Genomic DNA, 20,335 nt, shown 5'->3' with positions numbered 1-20,335 from the left:
CCGCCTGTAATCCTTTTCAGCCGCGACATCCGGGTTTGAGTCTTTTGGAACCGCTATCTGCGGCGTCGGCCCATCAGTCGAGCAGCAGGTTAATAATCAGGCCCGGCAGGGCCGTGCCGTGCCGTCCGGTTTTAAGATTCAGTTGAATGGTTTGTACGCCCTCGTCCGGCCATGTGTCCAGAAAATCGTCCAGCCCCAATTTGACCTGAATATTGTCGCCGTCCACCATGTTCCCGTCATCGCGGTTGTAAGTGACAGCCCACTTCAGGTTGCGGCGGCTTTCGGCGATCCCGCTGCATGACAGCAATTCGACGAGGTGGTTTCTGCCGGGTTCATAAAAATGCTCGATTTTCAGTGTCTTCGACACGTGGTCGAGCATTACCAGTTCGTTATACCAGGTATATCCGGGGATGACGAGATAGGGGCAGGTGTCGTGGTCAAGGCTGATGCGCTGGCCACCGGCAACTATGGTTTTCGCATCATGGGTGGAGACGTACAGCCCGCCATTTTGTGAGAATCCATCGTTCAGGTAATCGCTGTCATTCGTGATGCCCACATAATCGTGATCCGGATCCAGCAGATCATACCAGGCGGGAATCCCGCCGCTCAGGTGGTCAGCAACATAATGGCCGCCACCATATTGGTTAAAAATCGGGGAAAGATATCCCTTGAAGGGACAATCACGGATGAGCACGGGTTGGACGATCAACCGCCGAGGCATTTTCAGCGTGTGGCTGCAATCGCTCCAGGATGGCGCAAAGATGGGCAGACCGGATCCAAAGCTGCGAACGGTGATAATTGTATCCCGATTGACTGAAAAAAAACAACCTGAAAGTAAATGTCAGATGACCCGCAGGCATCGGCCGGAAGAAGCACTGTCAGGCGCGATGCCGGTCAATGAATTTCCGGAGGACGTCTCTTTTCCGTCCGGTGAATCCGAGCCAGGAGAGCGCTTCATGTTCATTATTAAAAATGGCGATGCCATTTTTGGTCGGTTTCAGCCGGCACGGTTCAACGGCGATGCTGACTTAAGGCATGGGAACCTGATCGGCCAATCCACTGCTGAGGGAACGGTCCTGCCCGCAGCGTGCAAAGCCATCCCCGCTCCAGGGGGGCACCCGACCAGGATACACCGGGAAGCACCCCCTTGACAGGAATAGTGATCTCTGCCAGCCTGATTGCGTTCTGCGGCCATTTTCCATATCGGGGTCAGGTATTCCCGCGCATGGCGCTGACCGGACACGGTAACGCCGCGCCAGTCCATGCCGGCGCCGGCTTGCCCGGAAATGAATCCATTGAGAACACCGAAACCCGTCTCGGGCGGATCAGGACCTCGCTGCAACCCGGCCATGATGCCCGGGTGCCCGGTTTTGGCAAGGTTCAGTGCGACGGGCAAAAAGGGCCGCAAAGGCCGTCATCCGGCTACGGGTGGGGCGTTTTCCTGCCGGCCAGGCGGGCTGTGGCATTCAGGTGTTCTGGAAAATACCGGGAAGAAGGTGAACGGGGGCTGACATGTGCGGCAGGTTTGTAAGGTTCAGACGGCTCGAAGCGTTGAAAAAAAGCTTTCCCATCGATGTGGCCAGCGCCCAGGTCGGGCCCAGCTACAACGTCTCCCCGACTCAGGAAATTCTGGCCATTACCCGGCATGACCGAAAAAATCATTTAGAGAAACTTCACTGGGGACTGGTTCCTTTCTGGGCAAAGGATACCGCCATCGGCAGCAGGATGATCAACGCCCGGTCTGAAACGGTGGATACCAGGCCCAGCTTCAAAACGGCCTTCAAATGGCGAAGGTGCTTGATCCTCGCCGATGGATATTTCGAATGGAAGGGAGAAAAAGGCCGGAAGCAGCCCATGTTCATCACCTTGCCGGACCGCCGCCCCCTGGCTTTTGCAGGCCTGTGGGAAACCTGGGATGCCAGGGGAAAGGCGCCGGCCCCATATCGCTCGTGCACGATCCTCACCAGAGAATCCAGTGCGTCGGTCGTGGCCATTCACAACCGGATGCCTGTGATTTTGAAACCGGAGGCCTTTGGGCCTTGGCTCAGCCGCGGCAACCAGGATGTCAAGTCACTGCTGGCGCTTATCCACGACAACGTTTACACGACGCTGAGAAGTTACCCCGTATCCAAACAGGTCAACTCGGTAAAGGTCAACAGGCCGGGCAACATACGCCCTCTGGAGGCGCATGCCGAAGGATAGGCGGGGCCGCCGCCTTCCGCTTGCACGGAAAGTGCCGCGGCACAGCGACGGCATGCGCAGCAGATCCCGTTGCAACGCCCCCCCAGCCTCCGACCCAAAACCGGTTAAAACGACCGCCGCACATCATCCGGGGCGATCTTGGCAAAGTAAGCGTCCCATAGGCACCGGTCGGTCACCGGCATTCGGGGGGTGTCTGTGTGCAGTGGGTTTTTTTCAGGCGATCCGTATATCTCTCCCAGAACCCCTTTTTCGTTTTAGCGTCCGCAGTGTCAAATCGACGCAGGCACTTGTCCGAGCAGAAGTAATGGGTCCCCTTGTCATCTTTGGCGGTAAATTGCACCTTGCGCGGATCGATGGTCTTTCCGCATACGGGATCCACGACGGTCTCCGGGACGGTCTTGTTTTCGGTCATGGGCCAGCCTCCTTACAGGTTATGGTTGCGGGTTGTCCGGCAATGGGGGCACAGCATACAACATGAATATAAGACCTTATTTTTATTTGGCACCCACGGATCGGAAGTCGCTCTCAATCGCCGCCAATTGGACGCTGCACAGGGGTTGTCCCCTTACATCAAGGATCAATCTTCATCCAGAAGCAGAAAAAGGGCACTTTGGGAGCCCGACGGTGTTTTTTTAATCCCTACATTGATTGCCGGGTAATCTCTGCTGGTTTCCGCCAGAATGAATATATCGCCATCCTTGCTCAGGATACCATGGAGGGCCTCACCACCCGGTGTATTCACCGTCAGTTCGCCATTTACGGAAAGCGTGTAAGTGAAACTGCCGTCTCCTGTCAGGCCCTCCGGCCTGGACGTGTATAATTCCCTGAACGTTCCGTTTCCCTTTCCGTCCAGGACCATCTCAATGATGCCGGACGCAGGGCTGTCAGCATTCTGGCTCAGCCCCGGGTTGTCAATCTCATCGGCAAATTGGCTCATCAGATACCGTCCCCTGGCCGTGGAGGCATCCATGTCACCGTCGGATTTTTCAATACCGACAAGGATCCCGCGTTCTTCGGCAAGGATCAAAGGGAAAGTGAACACACTGCCGTCCTGACTGATGATACCCGTATGGTCGATGGAGGACTCCGTTGGCGGCAGGTCGATGGTCACGGTTAGATTTCCATCAGCCGGGGTGGAGTCGATGCTGTAGGTGAATGCACCGTTTTCGATTTCCCCGTCAGAGCTGTACAAATCCTGGAAAGATCCGATGCCGTCGGCGCCTAACGTCAATTCCATCAATATGACGGAAGGTTCGTCGGCGGTCTGGCCCGGCCCCGGATTATCGATATCGTCAGAAAACTGGACCGCAATATAGGATTTCGTCGCCATGGTTAGCGCCGCATCCGGCTTCTTGATCCCGAAAATAAAACCAGGAGCGTTTTCTCCTGTTTCGGCAAATGTCAGCAATTGAGCGTTTTGACTGGCGATGCCCGGAATGAACCCTTCGCCGGGCAGCAATTTCACCGCACCGGTTGGATGCAGTGTATAATTGAGAGGTCCGGATTCCAGGGACCCGTCATCCGATAGGATCAAATCCTGAAACGTACCGCCGCCGCTGCCATCCAACGAGATCCGGACCAGTCCGGCCTCCGGGTGGTCAGCGCTGGCGCCTTCTATCTCATCGTCAAAAACGCTCAACAGGTAATCCCCGGACACAACCATCTTGGCATCCACAGGGCCGGAAAATGACAGGCAAGTCAGGACCGTCAGCACAGCTAATTTTATGAGCACCATCTGATCAACCTCCTTCACGATTCATCTCCAGGAACAGAAACCAGCATTTGTTTGTTAAAGTTTTCCCTTTTTCGATGCAAATTCAAACATTGATTATATTGACAAGATATAAATTTATCAATAATCAATCAGACTTTTCTCCTTTGGGAAACAGATCTTCGACATTCCTCAGTTTCCGGCGGAAGGAGGGCCGCTTAATGCGGTTAAACAACAGACAGGAGAGGTTCCGCCATGATACCTGGACGGGTCAGGTCCGGGTTGATCTGGACATTCGTTTTCTTGCTCTTTTGTTTGTTTTTTGCCGGCAGCACGTTCGCAGACGAGGATGAAGTTGAGGATTTCCCCTGGGAAATTTTTTATCCTGCGTTCATCAAGAAATCAATCGACAGGGGCAGAGATGGTTTTTCCAGAGAACGGGGCGATTGTGACGATTCGGCCCCCGGGATCCATCCGGACGCCACTGAGATCTGCAGGGTTCAGGAATGATGACCGGCGTAGGCGATGGTTCCCGTTTTTCATAAACAGGCAGTTCCATGTCCACCTTTATCCGTTCAGGCGCTGCGGCAACAAGCAGGGGTGTGGATGGCAGTGCGCCTGTTAAAAGCGCCCCCTTCCGGCAACTGATACCTGCCCGCAAACATTGACAATATTAGGCCTGTAGCATGTTTCACGGGGTCGGCAAGGGCCTTGAAATCCGCCTCCCCCCCTGAAACCTTTCCGGCAGGGAACACCTCCCCTGCCGGAGTCAGCACCGCTATTGCCCCATCCGGATCTTGCACTAATCAAGAGGCACCACCACCACTTTTTTCTTGGGGGTAATGGATACCGTGGAAGATGGATGGTCGATGATGATTCGCTTCGAGTAAGCACGTGAATTGCTGTTGCTTGTTCTCACCTGGAATATGAAACGTATTTCATCTGCCTGGCCCGCCAGATTTTGATAGATGCTGACAGGGACGAAGCTGTAACCCAGCCCGACAGGAAGTTTGGGCCAGTATTCCGCTATCAAAACCCCGTTGGCGTATGCATCCACGTCGGCCCTGATCTGCAGGTCGTATGTTTTTGCCAGGGTCAGCAGTTCAATGGGCGTATCCCATGTCCAATATAAATTTCCGCTTGAATCGGTTTATATCCGGAATGTACGTGAAGAGATGACAGGCAGGTCGAGAAGAATCTCAAAATCGACCGGCGTCGTGAGCACTTCCCCGTTTGCCATTGAAACGTCAAGCGTATAGGTGCCGGTAACCAAGGGGCTCTCGATATCGGCCTTAAATTCGCTAAGTTCTCTCACAGGATAAAAAATCCATTCAAACTGGTACCGGTCAGCGTTACGGTCAAATTTGGCGCTGTAATAGTCTAAAATGGGGGTGAACTTGAAATTGGAAAGGTCGACCTCGCTCCCGTTGGGATATTTGAGGACCACACCTGAAACCGCATTTATATCGTCAACATAATTCCCGGAGTCTAAAATTTCAAAAACGAGACGATTTACAGGAGCTTGAGACTCATACACGCGATGCTGGATAACACTCCAGCTTATCTCATATGCGTGACCTGTGCCTGATTGAATCAGGACACAGAAAAGAGCAAAAAGACTGATAAACCAGACGCCCCCATTTGTTTTCATCTCTCTCCCCCTTTCCGTTCGATGGTAAGGACCATTCATGAATACGCATGACCTGGAATGAACATCCAAGTGCAACGGAAATTGTCAGGCAGCGGCATCGCCTCAGCGCATGCAGCAATGGAGATGGCGTGTCAGTATTGGGGTGAAACTCAATATTCCGCGACTACACGAATAAAGGGAGGAACAGTCAGCCGGATATAACGTATTAGGGTCCTGTTCTTTATCCCAGACGGCTACCTTCCGTAGCGTGTGGGGGCAATTTTTACGAGCGTAATGGCTGTTAAACCGGATCAATTCGTCGGCCAGGATATTTCGATAGAAAGGGCATCGCCGTCTGTCAACACAGTAGATAGCACAACATCACGGGTTGACGGGACCATCTGGGTAATCAGAATGTCAAAACTGAAGAACAAAGGCAGAACCATTGTGGGACTCTGCCGTTGTTCTCTTTCGGATAATAAGCCGTTAATCATTGAGAAGCAGTAACGGTAACCAGGGCATGGCCTTGGCTTCCTTTACGTTCGGGTCCCCTTCATTTTCATCCACCCGGCCGTTATGGTTCAGGTCTTCATCGCCATCTGAAATCCCGTCCCCGTCGGTATCCGCCAGAAGTGGGTTCGTGGTGGTGGCCGGGTCCGCATCGGGCACAAAAACTGCCGGGTCTGTATCCGCATCGGCAACCGTCAGGCCGGATTCGGTGCCGTCTTGAATGCCATCGTTGTCGGTGTCGGCCAGACACGGATTTGTTTCGTCAGCATCCACGATGCCATTTTGGTTGGCATCCTCGACATCATCAGGAATACCGTCGTCATCCGAATCGGTATCGTTGGGGTCTGGGCAGGGGATGCTGTGGAAGGTGACAGTGACAATTTTGTCGCTGTTCATGATGACGGTATTGGTAGATGCGGTGGAACTGTCGTCACTGGTGCCGCTCCAGGCCGCCACCTGGTAACCAGTAAATGGTGTGGCGGTGAGGGTCACGGTTATTCCCTCATCGTAGGTGCCGAAGGTGGGAGACACCGTTCCGTTTCCATCGGGAACGCTTGCGGTCAGGTCATATTGGGTAATCGGGGCCGTGAGGCTTGACTCGTAAGCCCCAAGGTCAACGCCGCCTCCCTGTGGCCGTGTATTGTTCTCGAGATCATGGTCCGGTGCGACCAGCGTAACCCCTTGGGAGGCAACCGTATAGGAGCGAACCCCCTTGTCCACAACCCCTGCTGAGTCGATAAGATGATAATCACTGTCACCGCCGGCAGTAGGATCGTTATCCGGGCCGTCGTAGTCGGAAAAACCCGCATTCACCGAGATGTTGCCGGTTCTCAGGGGGGCGCCGGAGTTGTGCCAGCTGTCATCCAGCACACTGAAATTGTTGTACAGCAGAATAAGGCTGGCCTCGTTCGCCCCTGTAAAATGAATATCGGAATGGCCGCCGGCATCCAGCACATTGCCATACAAAATGGAATCCATTATCCGAGTCGAACTGGATGCGTCGACCACATACACCCCGGCACCTTCCGTGGCGGCCGTATTGCCGGCAATGGTACAGTTGATAATTTCGGGCCTGCTGTAGGCCGCACAATACAGCCCGCCGCCCCATGAGGCCCAGTTGTTTGCAATCACATTATTGGTGATTTCGGGTTCGGCATAGTTCGTGTTGCTGCTGTCTCCCTGACCGCTGTAGAGCCCGCCGCCCCTCCCGGTGGCTGTATTTAAAACGATGGTACAGCCGGAGATAACGGCATCGTTCTTTTCGTCATTGAAAATTCCGCCGCCATTTGTGGAGGCGTAGTTGTCCCTTATGGTGCAGTTGGTAATCCGGGGGGCAAACCCACCGTCATTGAAAATACCGCCTCCGGAACCGGAATTGGAACGATTCCCTTCGATCAAACATGAGTTGATGGTGCTGCTCACATAACCGTTGTAGATGCCGCCGCCGGTGTTGGCCTGGTTATTGGTGATTTCACAGTTTTCCATGGTTGCGGCGCTGCTGAAAGAGACGCCGCCGGCATAATCCGGTGAGACATTGCCGGAGATTTTGCAGTTGGCGATGGTGGCCCCGCTGTTGCTGATCAGCATGCCGCCGCCATTGGAGCTGTTGCCGTTGGTGATGGTAAATCCGTCGATAACAGCGGCAGCTGTCACATGAACACACCGTCCGCTGTCCTGGCCGTCGATGATGGTTAAGCAGGTCGCTGGATTGCGGCCGGTCCGCTGGATTTCCGTGCCCACAAATCCGCCATAAAGGGATACCGCCACATCAATTGAAACCGGAGCATAGGTGCCGGTGCGCACCCAGATCTCGTTGCCTGCCGCAGCGGCGTCGATGGCACCCTGAATGGTAGCCTTGGCCGTGGCCCAACTGGTTCCGTCGCCGCTGTCATCGCTTTTCGTAACGTCCACATACAGATCGGCAAAATATTGCTGGGTCGGATCGAATTCATCCGCTCCGATGTCTACCACGAGGCTGCCGTTTCCGTCCCCGTCAATGACCCGGCTGTCGCCGTCCATATCAACGTTTGCCAATGTCACCGAGCCAGTGCCTTGATCGATGCACGGCGATCCCGGGCTGAGGTGATAATTGCCGTTGTCCGGGTCGACCAGCAACGGGTCGCCGGAGGTGGCATAAAAGTTATAACTGGCGGTATATCCGCAGTTGGCGATTATATCCGGTTGAGACGTTGTCACCGTGTTGCCCCAGAAAAGGCAGTTGTATATCTCATGGTTGGTGCTACTGGAGCTGTAGATACTCATTGCCCCGCCCCCGATGGCCGAATTGCGGGTGAAGGTGCAGTTGATGAAGTCGGCCGCCGCCGATGCTATGTGCATATTCACAGCGCCGCCGTATCCGTGAGGGGCCGTGTTGTGGGCGAAGACGCAATTGACAATCACCGGCGTGCCGCCACTGACGTTCATGGCGGCCCCGCCATAGTACCCGCTGGTGCTGCCGGTTCCCTCGCCGGAGGAGGTGGTGTTGTTTAAGAATTTGCAATTTCTAAGGACGGGATTGCCGCCGGGTATCCGCATGGCAGAACCGGTACTGGAATAATTGGCGATGGTGAGCCCGTCTATGACAATACCACTGGTATTAAAGGACTCGATGGTGACCAGGTCCGATGCATACATGAGGGGACTGCCGTCCAATATGGTTGCATGGGCAGCAAAATCGCGCTGGGACAGAGCGGTTTCCGTGCCAATGAAGCCGCCGTAGATCGAGACGTTGTTTATGCCATAAATACTTAAATAGGTTTCGAGTGGATATATTCCCTCCTGGACCCAGATGTCGTCACCGTCTTCTGCATCGTCCAGTGCGTCCTCTAAACTTGCATAGGCTGTTGCCCAGGACGTGCCGTCTCCGGAACTGCTGAGGCCGGCGCCAACATACAAGGTGGCGGCACTTGCGGGTGCGTCCAGGACCAACAAGAGCGTTAGGATTCCAAGTACGGCGATGAATGCCCTTGACGGTTTGAAATTAAAAATACCGGTCCAACTGAATGTGTCCTCGTTTTGTTTTCTCATTTTTCCCCTTCAGATGTCATTGAATTGTCGAATCAGTTCTCAGAGTAGACTCAACCCAAGTCGCAGGAGGCATTATGCACCTTTTCTGAATATATATTCAGCAAATGAATGAGAATGTATCTGCAGTCAAGTGTGATGTCAATATTGATCAGAGTGAAATTGGCAGGGGAATTGATATTATCGGAAGAATGTCTTGGACAATAATGCCACTATTTCTGTCGGGTATTGTTGAGAATGACCTTTTAGTCGATATGAGCGTTCCCTTGAGTCGGCCCAGCAAACCTTAAAAAGGACGATATCAATTTGGGATGCTGAGCCGTTAAGCTCTTTGTTGGCGTTACAATTCTTGTGGAGGTCAGTGGGTGCTGTGATCCAAGTTGATGTCAGCATTGATCAAAACCTGTGGCTGATTCAAGATGCTTTCCGCCGGCTTCATTCATTTAACGGCTGCGTCTACTGCCATCGCGCCTTTTGGAAGGCGTCGGGAAAGTCCTAAAATAAGCCAACCAGACTTAATCCTTGATACAACGGACGTTGTAGCCGCGCGATCGGTTGCTGTTGTATGTGTAAGCATCGCTTAAGTTGGTATGCATATAGCAAGCATTGCGACTGATAACCGTGCTGCTCCAGTAGTAGCCGTTAATACCAACGCCGGAGAATGCGCCGTCACTGTTACTGCGGAAACCAGCAGCTACGAGCTTCAAGGGAGAGGCAAAAGCTCCGGCAGCGTTGTTGCTGCTCCATGAAGCGATTTCAGCCTCCCACTCCGTTTCCGTGGGTAATCTGAAACCGGCGGGACACGGATTGTTGGTACCGGACACTCCCTGCCACAGGTTATCGTTTTGCCCATCCCGCCAATCAAAGGGTGACGAAGAATTCGTGATAAAATCGCCATGGCCGGGAACATCACCGATACTGATGGTTGTGGTTGTTGGACTGGATCGAAGTTCATGGCCATCAGCCAGCCGACCCCATTGATACATCCATCCATAAGCACGGTAATCATCAATGCTCTGGGCCACCCTGTAGGCACCAAGATTACGATCCATCCACACCCGACCACCGGCAGAAGTGACCGTTGGGATTTCATTGCAGTCACAATTTCCGGAGTCAAGCGGAATCACCACGACCTTATCCTGGGCAAGGCTCATACCAGGCAACAGGCAGCAAACAAGACATACAAAAACGACGAAAAATTTGAATTTCATAGTGACCTCCATTCATATTGTTGCACTTCATAGATTGTGGTCCTGCGAATTGCCGGACAGACGGGGATTTTTTTTGGCAGAAACCCCAACATCACCTAAATACTGATGACACCGGATTTTTAATCGCAGCAATGTCTTCCCGGTGAGCACTGGAAAGCCAGCGCAGATACACGAAAAGGAAACGTCACACCAATTTGCGGGGTGACAATTAAGATAATTGCCGGAGCGGCTGATTTTAAGACAACACAACACGAAATTGTCAGGTAAGGTGGATCTTGTTTTGAGGGGCCGTCAGGCGGCCTTCGTCTTTTGGCAGATTATTTTGCGGTTAACTCCAGTTCCGGGTACAGCTGCTGAGCGCAGTCGGGGCAGATGCCGTGGCTGAATTCTGCCTCGGAACGACTTTCAATGTATGCCTCAATCTGGTTCCAGTAGCCTTTGTCATCCCTGATTTTTTTACAGGATGCACAGATCGGCAAAAAACCACTCAAGGTTTTGACTTCGAGCAAAGCGCTTTGAAGTTCTACCACCAGCTGGTTTCTTTCTTCTTCGGCCTCCTTGCGCTCGGTGATATCAAGAATGACGCCGCTCCAAATGGTCTGCGATTCGAATTCCTGGCCACTGGGCATCGATGTCAGCTCGATCCATTTTATCTTGCCGGACGGTAAGATAAGCCGGACCTCAGAGTGAAACCGCGTTCTGGCCTGGTTGGCTTCCAGATCCTCCCGGTTCAGCCGCTGGGCGTCTTCCGGATGGACCATACCCCACAACAGGCCCGGGTTTCCTATAATACTGTCGGCATCGTGTTCGAATATGTCCATGCAATGCGAGCTGATGTAGAGAAAGCGGGTCCGGCCATCCGGCCAGCGAACATAATCGTACAGCGCACATGGAATGGTGCTGACAAGCCGCTCATAGCGTTTTTGGCTTTTGAGCAACGCTTTCTCAGCAACCTTTCGCTTCCGGCGCTCCTGCCGAAGGTCTTGAACCTTTTCCACAAATTTTTCGTAGTACGATTGTTTCGTTTTCATAAAAGCCCCTGAATAGAATAGTGAGCCACAAAAAATAATGCAAGGGCTCACAAACCCGCCTTATACGCCAAGAAGGGATATTTGGCCATGGTTTTTCCTTTTCGGTTCAGGCTGCTTTTCCCAGTCGACCCGCGGGATAGGATTTTCCACGCTGAACCGCCTGCTTTTTCAGGTTGACAAGTGCGTCCAGATCATCCAGGTTATCGACGGCAACCTGACGGATATCGAATGTTTCGCCTTCGTCGGGCTCGAAATCGATGCCCACCAGGTCGGCCAGGGCCGGGACATGCTGCAGGACGAAGGCGGCCGGTGGGTGATGGCGCAGCGGGGATGGATCAGGCCTCCCCCCCGGGTCGGCATTGCCCGTGGGGTTTTTCCTCGGGAGAATGGCAACGCCTTCCCCCTCGCGCCCTGAACCGGGCCGTTGTCCAGGTCCCGGCTTCCTTTTGGCGATAAAAATCAGATTGACACCGGAAGTAATCATGAAAAACCATTTAGTATGATCAGGGTGTCATCTCCTTTTCATCCTGCTCCTCTTAGCCGGGCCCCTGGAAACGGGGTTCCGGCTTTGTGGTGTACAGGGCCTTCTTGCGGGCCCGGCTCCCGGAACCGGATCAAGCATGCCGGGTTCCTGTGGAAAATTAACGCACCCGGTTGTGATCCTGGGTATCCCGTCAGGGTCAGCCTGCAGTTTTTCTTGGCGGCTCGCCTCCCCTGCAGACCATGCGGGGGGATCCTTTTCTGCCCGGCCCACCGGGTCACGGAAGGGGTTTCGGGTTCTGGCAGGTGCTTACGCTTACCCGGGGGGTTCGATTACGCTTGAGGGAAAAAACTTAAAAAAATGAAGATATGAGCAGGTGGAATTAATGTTTTCGACCCACCGGTACGAAAATAAACCGGACGCTGCGGGAGGGCGTTTGATGGTTTTTAGCTATCGATTTAAACGCACGAAATTAAAATGTCAGGAAATAGAATTATCATGAGGACGGAAAACCGCAACACAGCCAACGACAATGGGCCGCGGCGGATAACCCACGGTGCCAATGTCAGCTACATCTGCTACCGGATCCAGGACCACACGATCTCCGGCGTTAAAACCAAAGGTGGCTGTTATCTGGCCCTCAAGCCGATTTGTGACGGTATAAGGCTTGACTGGCAGACTCAGTTGGCCGGCCTCAAAAAACATAACCGGTTTCACCTGATATCAACCCAGCTCGTTTGCGGAAACCAAATTAAGTGGCTGACCTGCCTTCCGGTCCATGAGGTCCCGGCATGGTTGGATACGATCCCGTTGGAGAAGGACGCCCAGGAGGAAAGCGTAACCTGTCTGCATTATTACCAGGAAAACATTACCTTCATTTTACGTGAAATGTTTGGCCGGGATTCCTTTGCCCCATTGGAACCAGACTGCATTTCCTTATGCTCTGCCTTGCACAGGCACAAGATGCCTTTACTTTTGCCAACCTCGCTTCCTGTCCTGGACATGTAACAATCTGTTTTCCATACTCTTTTTATGTCTCCGCACTCCGTCAAGGCCATGCGGGGGACACCATTCCCGCCGGGCCCACCGCTGAAGAAAAGGAATTTCGGGTTTAGATGGCCCCCCTCTGCCGCCCAAGGCCGGCATTGCTCCCCAACGGAAAATAACCCCAGGAAAAGCATGAGCGAATTAAAGTCGCCCATCCGTCGAATTAAAACCGGTTGGCCGGGTCCGGTTTCACACGCCTCGGCGTTGTCTTGAAAATCGTACAGTTTAGGGAACGTATTTTAGAGGTAATCGTATCCGCTACTCAAAACGCGAACGAAAAAGTATCTTCTGATGGACCCGGGTACTGGCAACCAAAATTGCCGACCGGGCAGGAAGGGCGGAAATCACCAACGTGGAATGGCGAATCGCGGCCAAACAATGGCTGCTGAAAAATGGCCTGATCAAGATCGAAAAGGCGGGAAATGTGTCACCCCATTTAAATCGTAAATTGTGCCATAATTAGCGATGTCGTACACGGATTTGAAAAACGTTGATCAACTTCGATCTCGGATCTTGGGAAGTCCTCAGTAATGGTAAAGTCTGTCATGGCGGCCTCCTTTTTGTTGGTAGTGAGGCCATCATAACGCAGCCGTGTGACAGATACGGTCACAGTTGGTTCACTGGAGCTTCATAGAGAAGCGGATAATTTTAAAGGGGGCTGTAAATAGGTTAACATTTTGAAAATATAATAAAATTTTACTGCTGGAAGTTATGGAGAGATGAGGAAAGGCGAATTTAATGTAATCTTCACGAAAAGCACGGCAAATCTTAAAAACAGGTCTTGTGTATAAGGGAAAGAACGTTTAATGGAGGAATGCCCCACGAGTTGACCCTTGAGATACAGCAGCAGACCGGAGGGTAGCTGCGGCGCTGTATCCTCCTCTCACTCTCTGACAGGAGCATCCGGGAAAAGAGGCGCTGGCATATGAACGCCGTCACCTCCAAGTATGTACTTCGCAACTAACTGACCCAGCAGGCCATCGACAATACGGAGAAGAATGATGTCTCCATGATCAATGAACTGCTCGAATTGCTTCGCCGCCTTTACAACAAGCAATGAGGTAATGAAAAATTTCTTTGTACGGCGCCCGGAATGGACCCGCAACCGTCCAAGAGGGGTGTTCCATGTTATTTTGCAGTTTCTTTTTTGTTTTTCACTGGGCCAGCTCCTGCACCGCGCGTGCGATAGCGCAGGTGATGTCGGCGGCGTAGCTGTTGTCTATGCCGGTATCCAGCTGCTTGTGATAGTTGGGATTGGCATCCTGGGCCGGCTCCGAGGCCAGGTTGATGAAAAAATCCTCGGACAGCACTACGGCCGGGTATCCCTGCTGGTGAAATGAGCCATGGTCGCTACGGTTGATGGCGCCATCGTATATGGTCCGGTCCGATCCCGAGCCGCTGTTGGTGCCCCGGTATATCTGTGCGGGAGACAAGCTTCCCTGGGCAGCCGACCAGTTGGCAATAGTTTCGGCAATGGGTACGCTGGCATCACGCACTGCGGGATCCGTGTAACCTGCGTGAATCTCGTAGATGCGCTCTGCATCGCTGTTGTAGCCGATCATGTCGATGCAGATCACCGCCCTCACCGGCGCGTTCCAGCTCTTCAGCCAACCCGCGTAGGCCTGGCTGCCCACTATACCCACCTCTTCGGCGTTGAAGAAACAGAAGCGCACGGTATGGGTCAGCTTCCCCCTGAGAAAATCGGAAAAATAACGGGCGATTTCCAAGGTGGCGGCGATACCGGAGGCATCGTCGTCTGCTCCGGGGGCGCTGTCCACCGCTGGATTGTAGACGGGTTCCCGCGAAGCGGTGCTGTCGACATGGCAGCCGACAACCACTAGGCCCGCCCCCGGTCCCGGCAGGGGACAGAGCTTCTGCCACCAGGGATACCAGGGTCTCAGGCAGAAGCGCTCTTCGATGATATGCCGTAGTTCGATAGCCGAGGCCTCGGATATCCCCGAGGCTTTGCCGAACTGCATTTTTTTGAGAATTTCATCCCCGATGATGTGGCGGAGTTGCTCCAACCAGGGACCGACGGGATCGGGCAGGGGATAACGGATGAAGAGATCCCGTATCTTTTCGAGAATATCCGGGTGGATGATGAAATAGCCTTTTCCCGGAAGATCGGCGGTAATATTGCTGTAGGTGTTTCCCATATAGGAAAAGAAATGGGAGTGCACGCAGTAGCCCATGGAGCGTAGTTCCTCTTTGACCGCGTATACCGCCCGTGAGTTGTCGGGGTGCAGCACGTGTCGCGAGATAACCGGCCCGTCGTCGTCGAGATCGGTCTGCCCGCTAAAACGGTCCACGAGCTGGTGTATGGTATACTCAGTGGCCGGGGCACGGCGCAGAACGAATCGGCTTAGGTCGATCTCATGAGCAATCTCCTTGAGCTTAAAGCGATCATGGGGCCAATAACGCATGGCAGACTGATAGGCATTCAGCGCCTGCCTTTTTTGAGGCGGTGGACTTGTCAGGTCCGGATTCGGGAAAAGGCGCTGCGTGGCACCGTGGCCCAAAACCAGGGACCGTGCAGCCTCGTCCGGAGACGGCCCCATGGCGACCAACATCTTATCCCCGTCGATGCAGAGCGGCTTGAGACCTTCAAGCCTCTCTTTTTTAACACCTTTGTTCGCGTCAAACTTCACCAGCACCGGATCTTTCCGTGAAATGTCCAGGGGCAGAACCTGCACTTCAAAATTTTCATCCACTCGTGTTAAATAGCGCTGGAGAGTTCCGACGCCGTAGGAGCGCCAGCTACCGTCGGCAAAGCGTTCCAGGAAATAGGGTATCAGGGCGTCGGAACCCGGTATCTCTCCATTCTTGCCGCTGATCCGCAGGAAGCTGAGTTCAGATTCCTCCATATACGGTCGGATCAGTGCCGGATGGGCGAGGGCCGTGAAACCATTTTGGGCAGCCAGATCCCGGAGCACAAGGTCTGCCGCCACAAAGAGGCAGTCGTTGTCAACCTTGCCTATTTTCTGGACGCAGTTTTTCACCAGGTCCTCGTTGCTTTTTTGCGACAGCACCAGTCCGTCCACATGGGGCAGATAGTGCTTGAGGTCCTGTTCTGACTTCTTCAGGACCTTACTGCGAGAGGCCAGAAAGACATCGTATCCTTTCTCTTTCAGACGCATCATGTTTTCCCTGGCATGGGGCAGAACATCCAGGCCAACCATTTTCATATTTTTACGGTGGGGCTGGATACGGGGGGCGCCAAAATGCTGGTCGAGGTAGAATACGACACTGCGCGATCTGTTTTTTCCCATGGTCATATTCCTCGTTTTCCGGATTGTTTGTTGACTTGTAAAAGCGTGGCCAATGTTTTTCCGTGCCGGGCTTTGGGTTCGAGTCCTGGCTGGAGACATTTACGTTAGGTCCTTGGAAAGAGCACAGGTGCCCCGCGGACGCTGGGAAAGCCGCGAGGGCTGATCTGTCTGGTTCCGGTTTTCCGGATGCATGAACCGCTTTATGGGGCGTGGCAAAACTTGTCCACCCCAACAGCTTTCCTTGCCAGAATCGGTCCGGCAGGTCGCTTAACACTTTACTTTTCCCGAATGGCCCAGGTGAATCCACCCGTGACCCGTCCATCCACCACCAGTGCCACGGTGATCAGGGGCACATTGTCCAGTCCCGGCGGAAGAGCTCTCGGATCGGTGGGGTAGTGACCCGTGATATCCGGCCTGCGTTCGATGCGGGTTTTCTGACTCAGGGCATGACAAGTCCGCTTGGCGGCAAATTTGGGGTCGATTTTGGCCGTCCCGGCAACGTGGGCGATTTTATATCGCTTACGAACATGTAGGTTGTCCACTATCCCCTCACCCGGTTTGGTGCGGACTTTTGTGATACGCTCTGCATCCGCAGCCGAAACAAACCAGCGGCCACCCGCCCTGGGGATCACATCGAGCCGGAACTCACGGTAATCCTCAAAAATGCGCCGGAGCAGGGAAAGATCGAAGTAGGGCGACCCCGTGATGACGTTGCCGAAATTGGAAAGGCAACGCTTGTTGTCCGTGTTTGGGTCTCCGGGCACCGATACCACAGGGCGGATGCAGAAGTGATTGCTGCCGCCCGACGGCTCCGGGGACCAGTTCACAGACCACTGGTCACTGGCGCCCGCCGCAAGGCTGACTCCGCTGATGCTCTGAACCGTACCGGAGGTGTCGCGGACCTGCATCCAGGCGGCGTCGTGAAGACCGGCCGAGGCGTCCTGGTACCAGAAATTCACCTCAATGCCTCCTGCATCGACATGGCCCTGATTGTGGAGACGAATAAACAACTGGTTGTTGTAATCGAAGAACACTTCGCTGTCAGCGGCGCCGTTGCCATCATTGTCTACCCAGATGTCCGGCGATACCCAGGTCCAGGCCCAGCCAAAGGAGTCGATTTCGTAAGCGGTGCCAGCCACATGATGCCACCGGGTCACCACCACATCCGGGGCGGGGGAAACTTCCTGGACGCTCAGGGAGAAGCTGCCGCCGACATCGGTGCCCGCTACGATGATGGCGATATGGTCAAGATCGTTACCGTCCCTCGAATTGGCGATGGTCCGCGACCAGGTGGTACGGTCGGAGCGTATGATATCCCGCACCTCGTTGCCGGATTCCACCAGGATGATCTGCACCAGAGGCCGGGTAAAACCGGCATCGGCAGAGAAATCCACCCGCAGCGTATCCACGGCCGAATCGATGTCTACCTTGTAGTAGCGAGCGGCAAAGGCTTGGACGGAGCCCCCGGCCCCGGAACTCAGGGTGACGCTGGAATCGTTGTTGAGGGTCGTGTCCACTGTCAACGAGACTGTGCCGAGGGTGCTCACCGTGTCCGCACCCAGGAAGAGGGTATCCCAGGTGGTGTCTTCCTCATCTTCCATGAAATCGAACCTTCGTTCCGTTCTACCGTTGATGATGGGCGGCGTTCCGAACTCCTTCAGGTAGCAGGCCGCCCAGAAGTTGCCCAGGATGGTTTCTGAAGATGTCTCATCCAGCTTTGCCGCATCCAGGTAGCTGAATTTATAAAAGCCGTGATACCAGGGCAGGCGTCCGATCTCGTTTTCCATGGCGCTGGTGATGTAACCATCCGTGTCGAAGCGCTCCAGCAGGGCTCGGTAGGCCTCCACCCCGATGGTGGGTTCGTCAGCCGGCCCTACCTGGCTGGACTGTTGCTCGGTAATATACTTCATGAAGAGGGCCAGATAGTAGCCGCCCCCAGCGCCGGTCAGCGAGCTCTGCGGATTGGCCAGGGAGCCCGAAGTGCTTGCTTGGACGATATAGCGGTTGTGGGTGTCGAAGACCACATCCTCGCCCAACACGGCGCCGCCTTCGAGTATGCCGTAATGCCAATCCCCGGCAGTGCCGGCCCCTTCATACTGGTATTGGATGAGGTGCATCAATTCATGGGTGGAGATTGCCGCCAGCAGGTCGTCGTTGCACTCCCGGGTGATGGTCATGGACATGGTGGCGCGGCTTGCAGTACCGTTCATTCCGGCACCCGTGATCGTCACCGGGATCTTGCCGCCGCTGGCCGGGTTTCTCAGGTTGAAGGGTGGGTCGGTGTAAGTGGCCAGGGCATTTTCCAGCCAGAAGCAGACCTTTTCAATATAGTCTGGCACACCGTTGCCGCCGGTAGTGGTGCCCACGATATCGCCGGTTCCGGGCATGGTGATATTGCCGCCGACGTCCGCGGAGGGCGGCTGGTCCGTTCCGCTGGTCTGGTAGGTGATGCTGAAGTTGGGGCAGTCATGGCTGGCATAGCCGACTTCCGGCTCATAGCCGATGAGGATATCTTCTAATTCCAGAAGGGTATCCCTCGGCCATTTTTTCACCAGTATGGTGTCGCTCAGGAAATTGACCAGGGGTGTCAGGCAAAATTCTTTTTTCAGCTTTTCCAGACTGAGTTCGGGGCTCAGTTTTTCCAGAAGCCCGAGATTTTTCTTATCGCCTTTCCCCTTTAGGGCGAGCATGGCCATGTCGATGACCATCTCGGGTTCCAGTTTCTCAAAAATTCGGCGGTTGACCTTGATCGGGCCGACTTTGATCTCGGGTTCCTCCTCGACCGGTCCGCCGGGCAGTTGTACATTGATCTCCTCAACCTTGCCAGCGTTCCTCACCACCGAGCTTCTGGTATCGGTGATGACACGATCTTTGTGATCATAGATGATCAGATAAATATCAGGCTTTTGCTCGAAGAGGTCCCTGAACTGCTCCTTGCTGTAAGTGATTTCATAGTGGCCCATGTCATCCGTGACGGCCGTGCCCAGATCGTCGTCAAAGAACAGGTCCGCATCCCTGGCCACCACCTTCATGCCAGCTGCGGCCTTTCCCGTGGCCGAAAAGCTGATGATGCCGCAGATTTTCCAGTCTTTGGTGTCTCTCACTTCCTTCTTCATAGATGTTCCTCCTTTATTCACCGCAAGGGTGTGACAAAGTTAATAGAGAACCGGTTTTCTAATGCTTCCTTTGCCGGGAACGTCTTGGTGCTGGCCCGTATTGGAGAACCACCAGCGGGGCTGATATATGTCCGTGAGATCGAGAAACCGTCTATGGCGACACTGCGCCGTACTTCATGTGTAAAACTTTGGTCCTGGAGCGGATTGTGCTGCCCGATCTTTTCAGACGGTTGATAAGCAGTAGAAACAGATTGTCGTATTCATCTTCCTCTATGCTGATACCGTTCGGACCGCCGAATGCCGTGATAAGCTGCGGTATGGTGTTGCTGTGCCCCACTATGAGCGCAACCTCGCTTCCGTGATCCGACATGATACCGGCCGCGACGGAAGTGTCGCCATAGATTTGGGTGGTCAAAGATTTGTCGTCGGCAAGGGGCTGGGCTGTCTGCCGTGTTCGGTTTGTGTCAGTGGAATAAACAGCGATAACGGGCACATGCTCCAGGACGCGTTTGAGTTCATGGGCCCGTGCTGTTCCGCTGGGCAACAGGCCCGGATCGTTACCGGCGGCTTTTTCCGCGTGTCGGACAAGATAGACCGAGGTGGCGGTTGTGGAACAGGCCGCAGGAAACAAAAACAGCAGGATCAGTAAACAGGTCAGCAGAAAAGGGGACAAGCGGATAGTTTTAATGCTTAACCTCCGTGACATCCGTTTGAGAATGGCGTCAAATATTAAAGATACCAATGCACCGGCAATGCGGTGCAGACTCGTATCGAGCGGTCGGTTCTGAATGTATGGATATGGAACGCATCCCAAGAAAGGCTGTTGACGCAGTTATTGATATAGTGTTTCGTTGGTTGTCGCTCTGTAGTGCAGTCGATCTAAGGTGAGTGTACCGCTTGGAAACAGATATTAGAAGCTGAGGTGTCGATTCAAAATCGTACGGGCAGGCAGCGCTATCAACCTATGCATTTTGAGCATTAGGTCAGATGCCTTTGGAATGAATAAATCTCCATACAAAAAAAAATAGGCGTTTGTCAAGCTTGGATTTGATTCTTTGGTTTGGACTTTCCCCAAAAAGCAGACACGGTTAAAAGCAAACTGC

At 53.8% G+C, this 20,335-nt stretch carries 15 protein-coding genes; 3 read left to right on the top strand and 12 right to left on the bottom strand.

Annotated features, from left to right (window positions below; translation table 11 throughout):
- Positions 1–73: 73 nt before the first annotated feature.
- Positions 74–721 (bottom strand): hypothetical protein, encoded by a 648-nt coding sequence (locus DSCA_RS30895; protein WP_155320082.1) that lies wholly within the window; start codon positions 719–721, stop codon positions 74–76.
- An 88-nt stretch (positions 722–809) separates the two neighbouring features.
- Between DSCA_RS30895 and DSCA_RS30890 the strand changes: the two genes are divergently transcribed.
- Entirely contained in the window at positions 810–1,151 is a 342-nt protein-coding gene (locus DSCA_RS30890; RefSeq protein ID WP_155320081.1) for a hypothetical protein, read from the top strand.
- Between the two features lie 361 nt (positions 1,152–1,512).
- A complete protein-coding gene (locus tag DSCA_RS30885) occupies positions 1,513–2,202 on the top strand; it encodes an SOS response-associated peptidase (protein WP_155320080.1) in 690 nt (229 codons plus the stop codon).
- A 172-nt stretch (positions 2,203–2,374) separates the two neighbouring features.
- On the opposite strand, the gene DSCA_RS30880 is transcribed toward DSCA_RS30885, so the two are convergent.
- From DSCA_RS30880 to DSCA_RS30840, 8 genes are all read right to left on the bottom strand, one after another.
- The gene (locus tag DSCA_RS30880; protein WP_155320079.1) at positions 2,375–2,614 is read right to left on the bottom strand and encodes a YHS domain-containing protein; all 240 of its coding nucleotides are present in this window, start codon (positions 2,612–2,614) and stop codon (positions 2,375–2,377) included.
- Positions 2,615–2,779: 165 nt separating this feature from the next.
- Positions 2,780–3,955, bottom strand: coding sequence for a hypothetical protein (locus tag DSCA_RS30875; RefSeq protein ID WP_155320078.1), 1,176 nt, complete (start codon positions 3,953–3,955; stop codon positions 2,780–2,782).
- Positions 3,956–4,715: 760 nt separating this feature from the next.
- Positions 4,716–4,970: a hypothetical protein gene (locus DSCA_RS30865; RefSeq protein ID WP_155320076.1), complete on the bottom strand. Its 255-nt coding sequence runs from the start codon at positions 4,968–4,970 to the stop codon at positions 4,716–4,718.
- Between the two features lie 93 nt (positions 4,971–5,063).
- Positions 5,064–5,564 carry a hypothetical protein gene (locus tag DSCA_RS30860; RefSeq protein WP_155320075.1) on the bottom strand — a complete coding sequence of 167 codons (501 nt, stop codon included), beginning with the start codon at positions 5,562–5,564 and terminating at the stop codon, positions 5,064–5,066.
- Between the two features lie 465 nt (positions 5,565–6,029).
- Positions 6,030–9,080, bottom strand: a complete 3,051-nt coding sequence (locus DSCA_RS30855; RefSeq protein ID WP_155320074.1) for a right-handed parallel beta-helix repeat-containing protein — start codon at positions 9,078–9,080, stop codon at positions 6,030–6,032.
- A gap of 512 nt (positions 9,081–9,592) precedes the next feature.
- Positions 9,593–10,288 carry an FISUMP domain-containing protein gene (locus DSCA_RS30850; RefSeq protein ID WP_167528033.1) on the bottom strand — a complete coding sequence of 232 codons (696 nt, stop codon included), beginning with the start codon at positions 10,286–10,288 and terminating at the stop codon, positions 9,593–9,595.
- Positions 10,289–10,605: 317 nt separating this feature from the next.
- Positions 10,606–11,319, bottom strand: a complete 714-nt coding sequence (locus tag DSCA_RS30845; protein WP_167528081.1) for a PAS domain-containing protein — start codon at positions 11,317–11,319, stop codon at positions 10,606–10,608.
- Between the two features lie 106 nt (positions 11,320–11,425).
- Entirely contained in the window at positions 11,426–11,803 is a 378-nt protein-coding gene (locus DSCA_RS30840; RefSeq protein ID WP_155320071.1) for a hypothetical protein, read from the bottom strand.
- Between the two features lie 495 nt (positions 11,804–12,298).
- Here DSCA_RS30840 and DSCA_RS30835 point away from each other — a divergent pair, with 495 nt between their 5' ends.
- Complete coding sequence (locus DSCA_RS30835) at positions 12,299–12,808, top strand: phage antirepressor N-terminal domain-containing protein (RefSeq protein ID WP_167528032.1); 510 nt, start codon at positions 12,299–12,301, stop codon at positions 12,806–12,808.
- Positions 12,809–14,001: 1,193 nt separating this feature from the next.
- On the opposite strand, the gene DSCA_RS30830 is transcribed toward DSCA_RS30835, so the two are convergent.
- The 3 genes from DSCA_RS30830 to DSCA_RS30820 all read right to left on the bottom strand — a co-directional run bounded on the left by DSCA_RS30830 (position 14,002) and on the right by DSCA_RS30820 (position 19,905).
- The gene (locus DSCA_RS30830) at positions 14,002–16,116 is read right to left on the bottom strand and encodes a M28 family metallopeptidase (RefSeq protein WP_167528031.1); all 2,115 of its coding nucleotides are present in this window, start codon (positions 16,114–16,116) and stop codon (positions 14,002–14,004) included.
- A gap of 275 nt (positions 16,117–16,391) precedes the next feature.
- The gene (locus DSCA_RS30825) at positions 16,392–19,232 is read right to left on the bottom strand and encodes a hypothetical protein (RefSeq protein WP_155320068.1); all 2,841 of its coding nucleotides are present in this window, start codon (positions 19,230–19,232) and stop codon (positions 16,392–16,394) included.
- Between the two features lie 151 nt (positions 19,233–19,383).
- Positions 19,384–19,905 carry a histidine phosphatase family protein gene (locus DSCA_RS30820; RefSeq protein WP_167528030.1) on the bottom strand — a complete coding sequence of 174 codons (522 nt, stop codon included), beginning with the start codon at positions 19,903–19,905 and terminating at the stop codon, positions 19,384–19,386.
- Positions 19,906–20,335 lie beyond the last annotated feature (430 nt).

Origin of the sequence: Desulfosarcina alkanivorans (assembly GCF_009688945.1) — a bacterium.
GTDB lineage: Bacteria > Desulfobacterota > Desulfobacteria > Desulfobacterales > Desulfosarcinaceae > Desulfosarcina > Desulfosarcina alkanivorans.
Note: the sequence above shows the minus strand (reverse complement) of the source record. Positions and strands in the feature narration are given on the sequence as shown.

Bases quoted from the DNA above. Each gene is read 5' to 3' on its own strand.
- DSCA_RS30855 (WP_155320074.1), bottom strand. From the start codon at position 9,080: ATGAGAAAACAAAACGAGGACACATTCAGTTGGACCGGTATTTTTAAT.
- DSCA_RS30850 (WP_167528033.1), bottom strand. From the start codon at position 10,288: ATGAAATTCAAATTTTTCGTCGTTTTTGTATGTCTTGTTTGCTGCCTG.
- DSCA_RS30880 (WP_155320079.1), bottom strand. From the start codon at position 2,614: ATGACCGAAAACAAGACCGTCCCGGAGACCGTCGTGGATCCCGTATGC.
- DSCA_RS30885 (WP_155320080.1), top strand. From the start codon at position 1,513: ATGTGCGGCAGGTTTGTAAGGTTCAGACGGCTCGAAGCGTTGAAAAAA.
- DSCA_RS30860 (WP_155320075.1), bottom strand. From the start codon at position 5,564: ATGAAAACAAATGGGGGCGTCTGGTTTATCAGTCTTTTTGCTCTTTTC.
- DSCA_RS30835 (WP_167528032.1), top strand. From the start codon at position 12,299: ATGAGGACGGAAAACCGCAACACAGCCAACGACAATGGGCCGCGGCGG.
- DSCA_RS30840 (WP_155320071.1), bottom strand. From the start codon at position 11,803: ATGATTACTTCCGGTGTCAATCTGATTTTTATCGCCAAAAGGAAGCCG.
- DSCA_RS30845 (WP_167528081.1), bottom strand. From the start codon at position 11,319: ATGAAAACGAAACAATCGTACTACGAAAAATTTGTGGAAAAGGTTCAA.
- DSCA_RS30895 (WP_155320082.1), bottom strand. From the start codon at position 721: ATGCCTCGGCGGTTGATCGTCCAACCCGTGCTCATCCGTGATTGTCCC.
- DSCA_RS30825 (WP_155320068.1), bottom strand. From the start codon at position 19,232: ATGAAGAAGGAAGTGAGAGACACCAAAGACTGGAAAATCTGCGGCATC.
- DSCA_RS30830 (WP_167528031.1), bottom strand. From the start codon at position 16,116: ATGGGAAAAAACAGATCGCGCAGTGTCGTATTCTACCTCGACCAGCAT.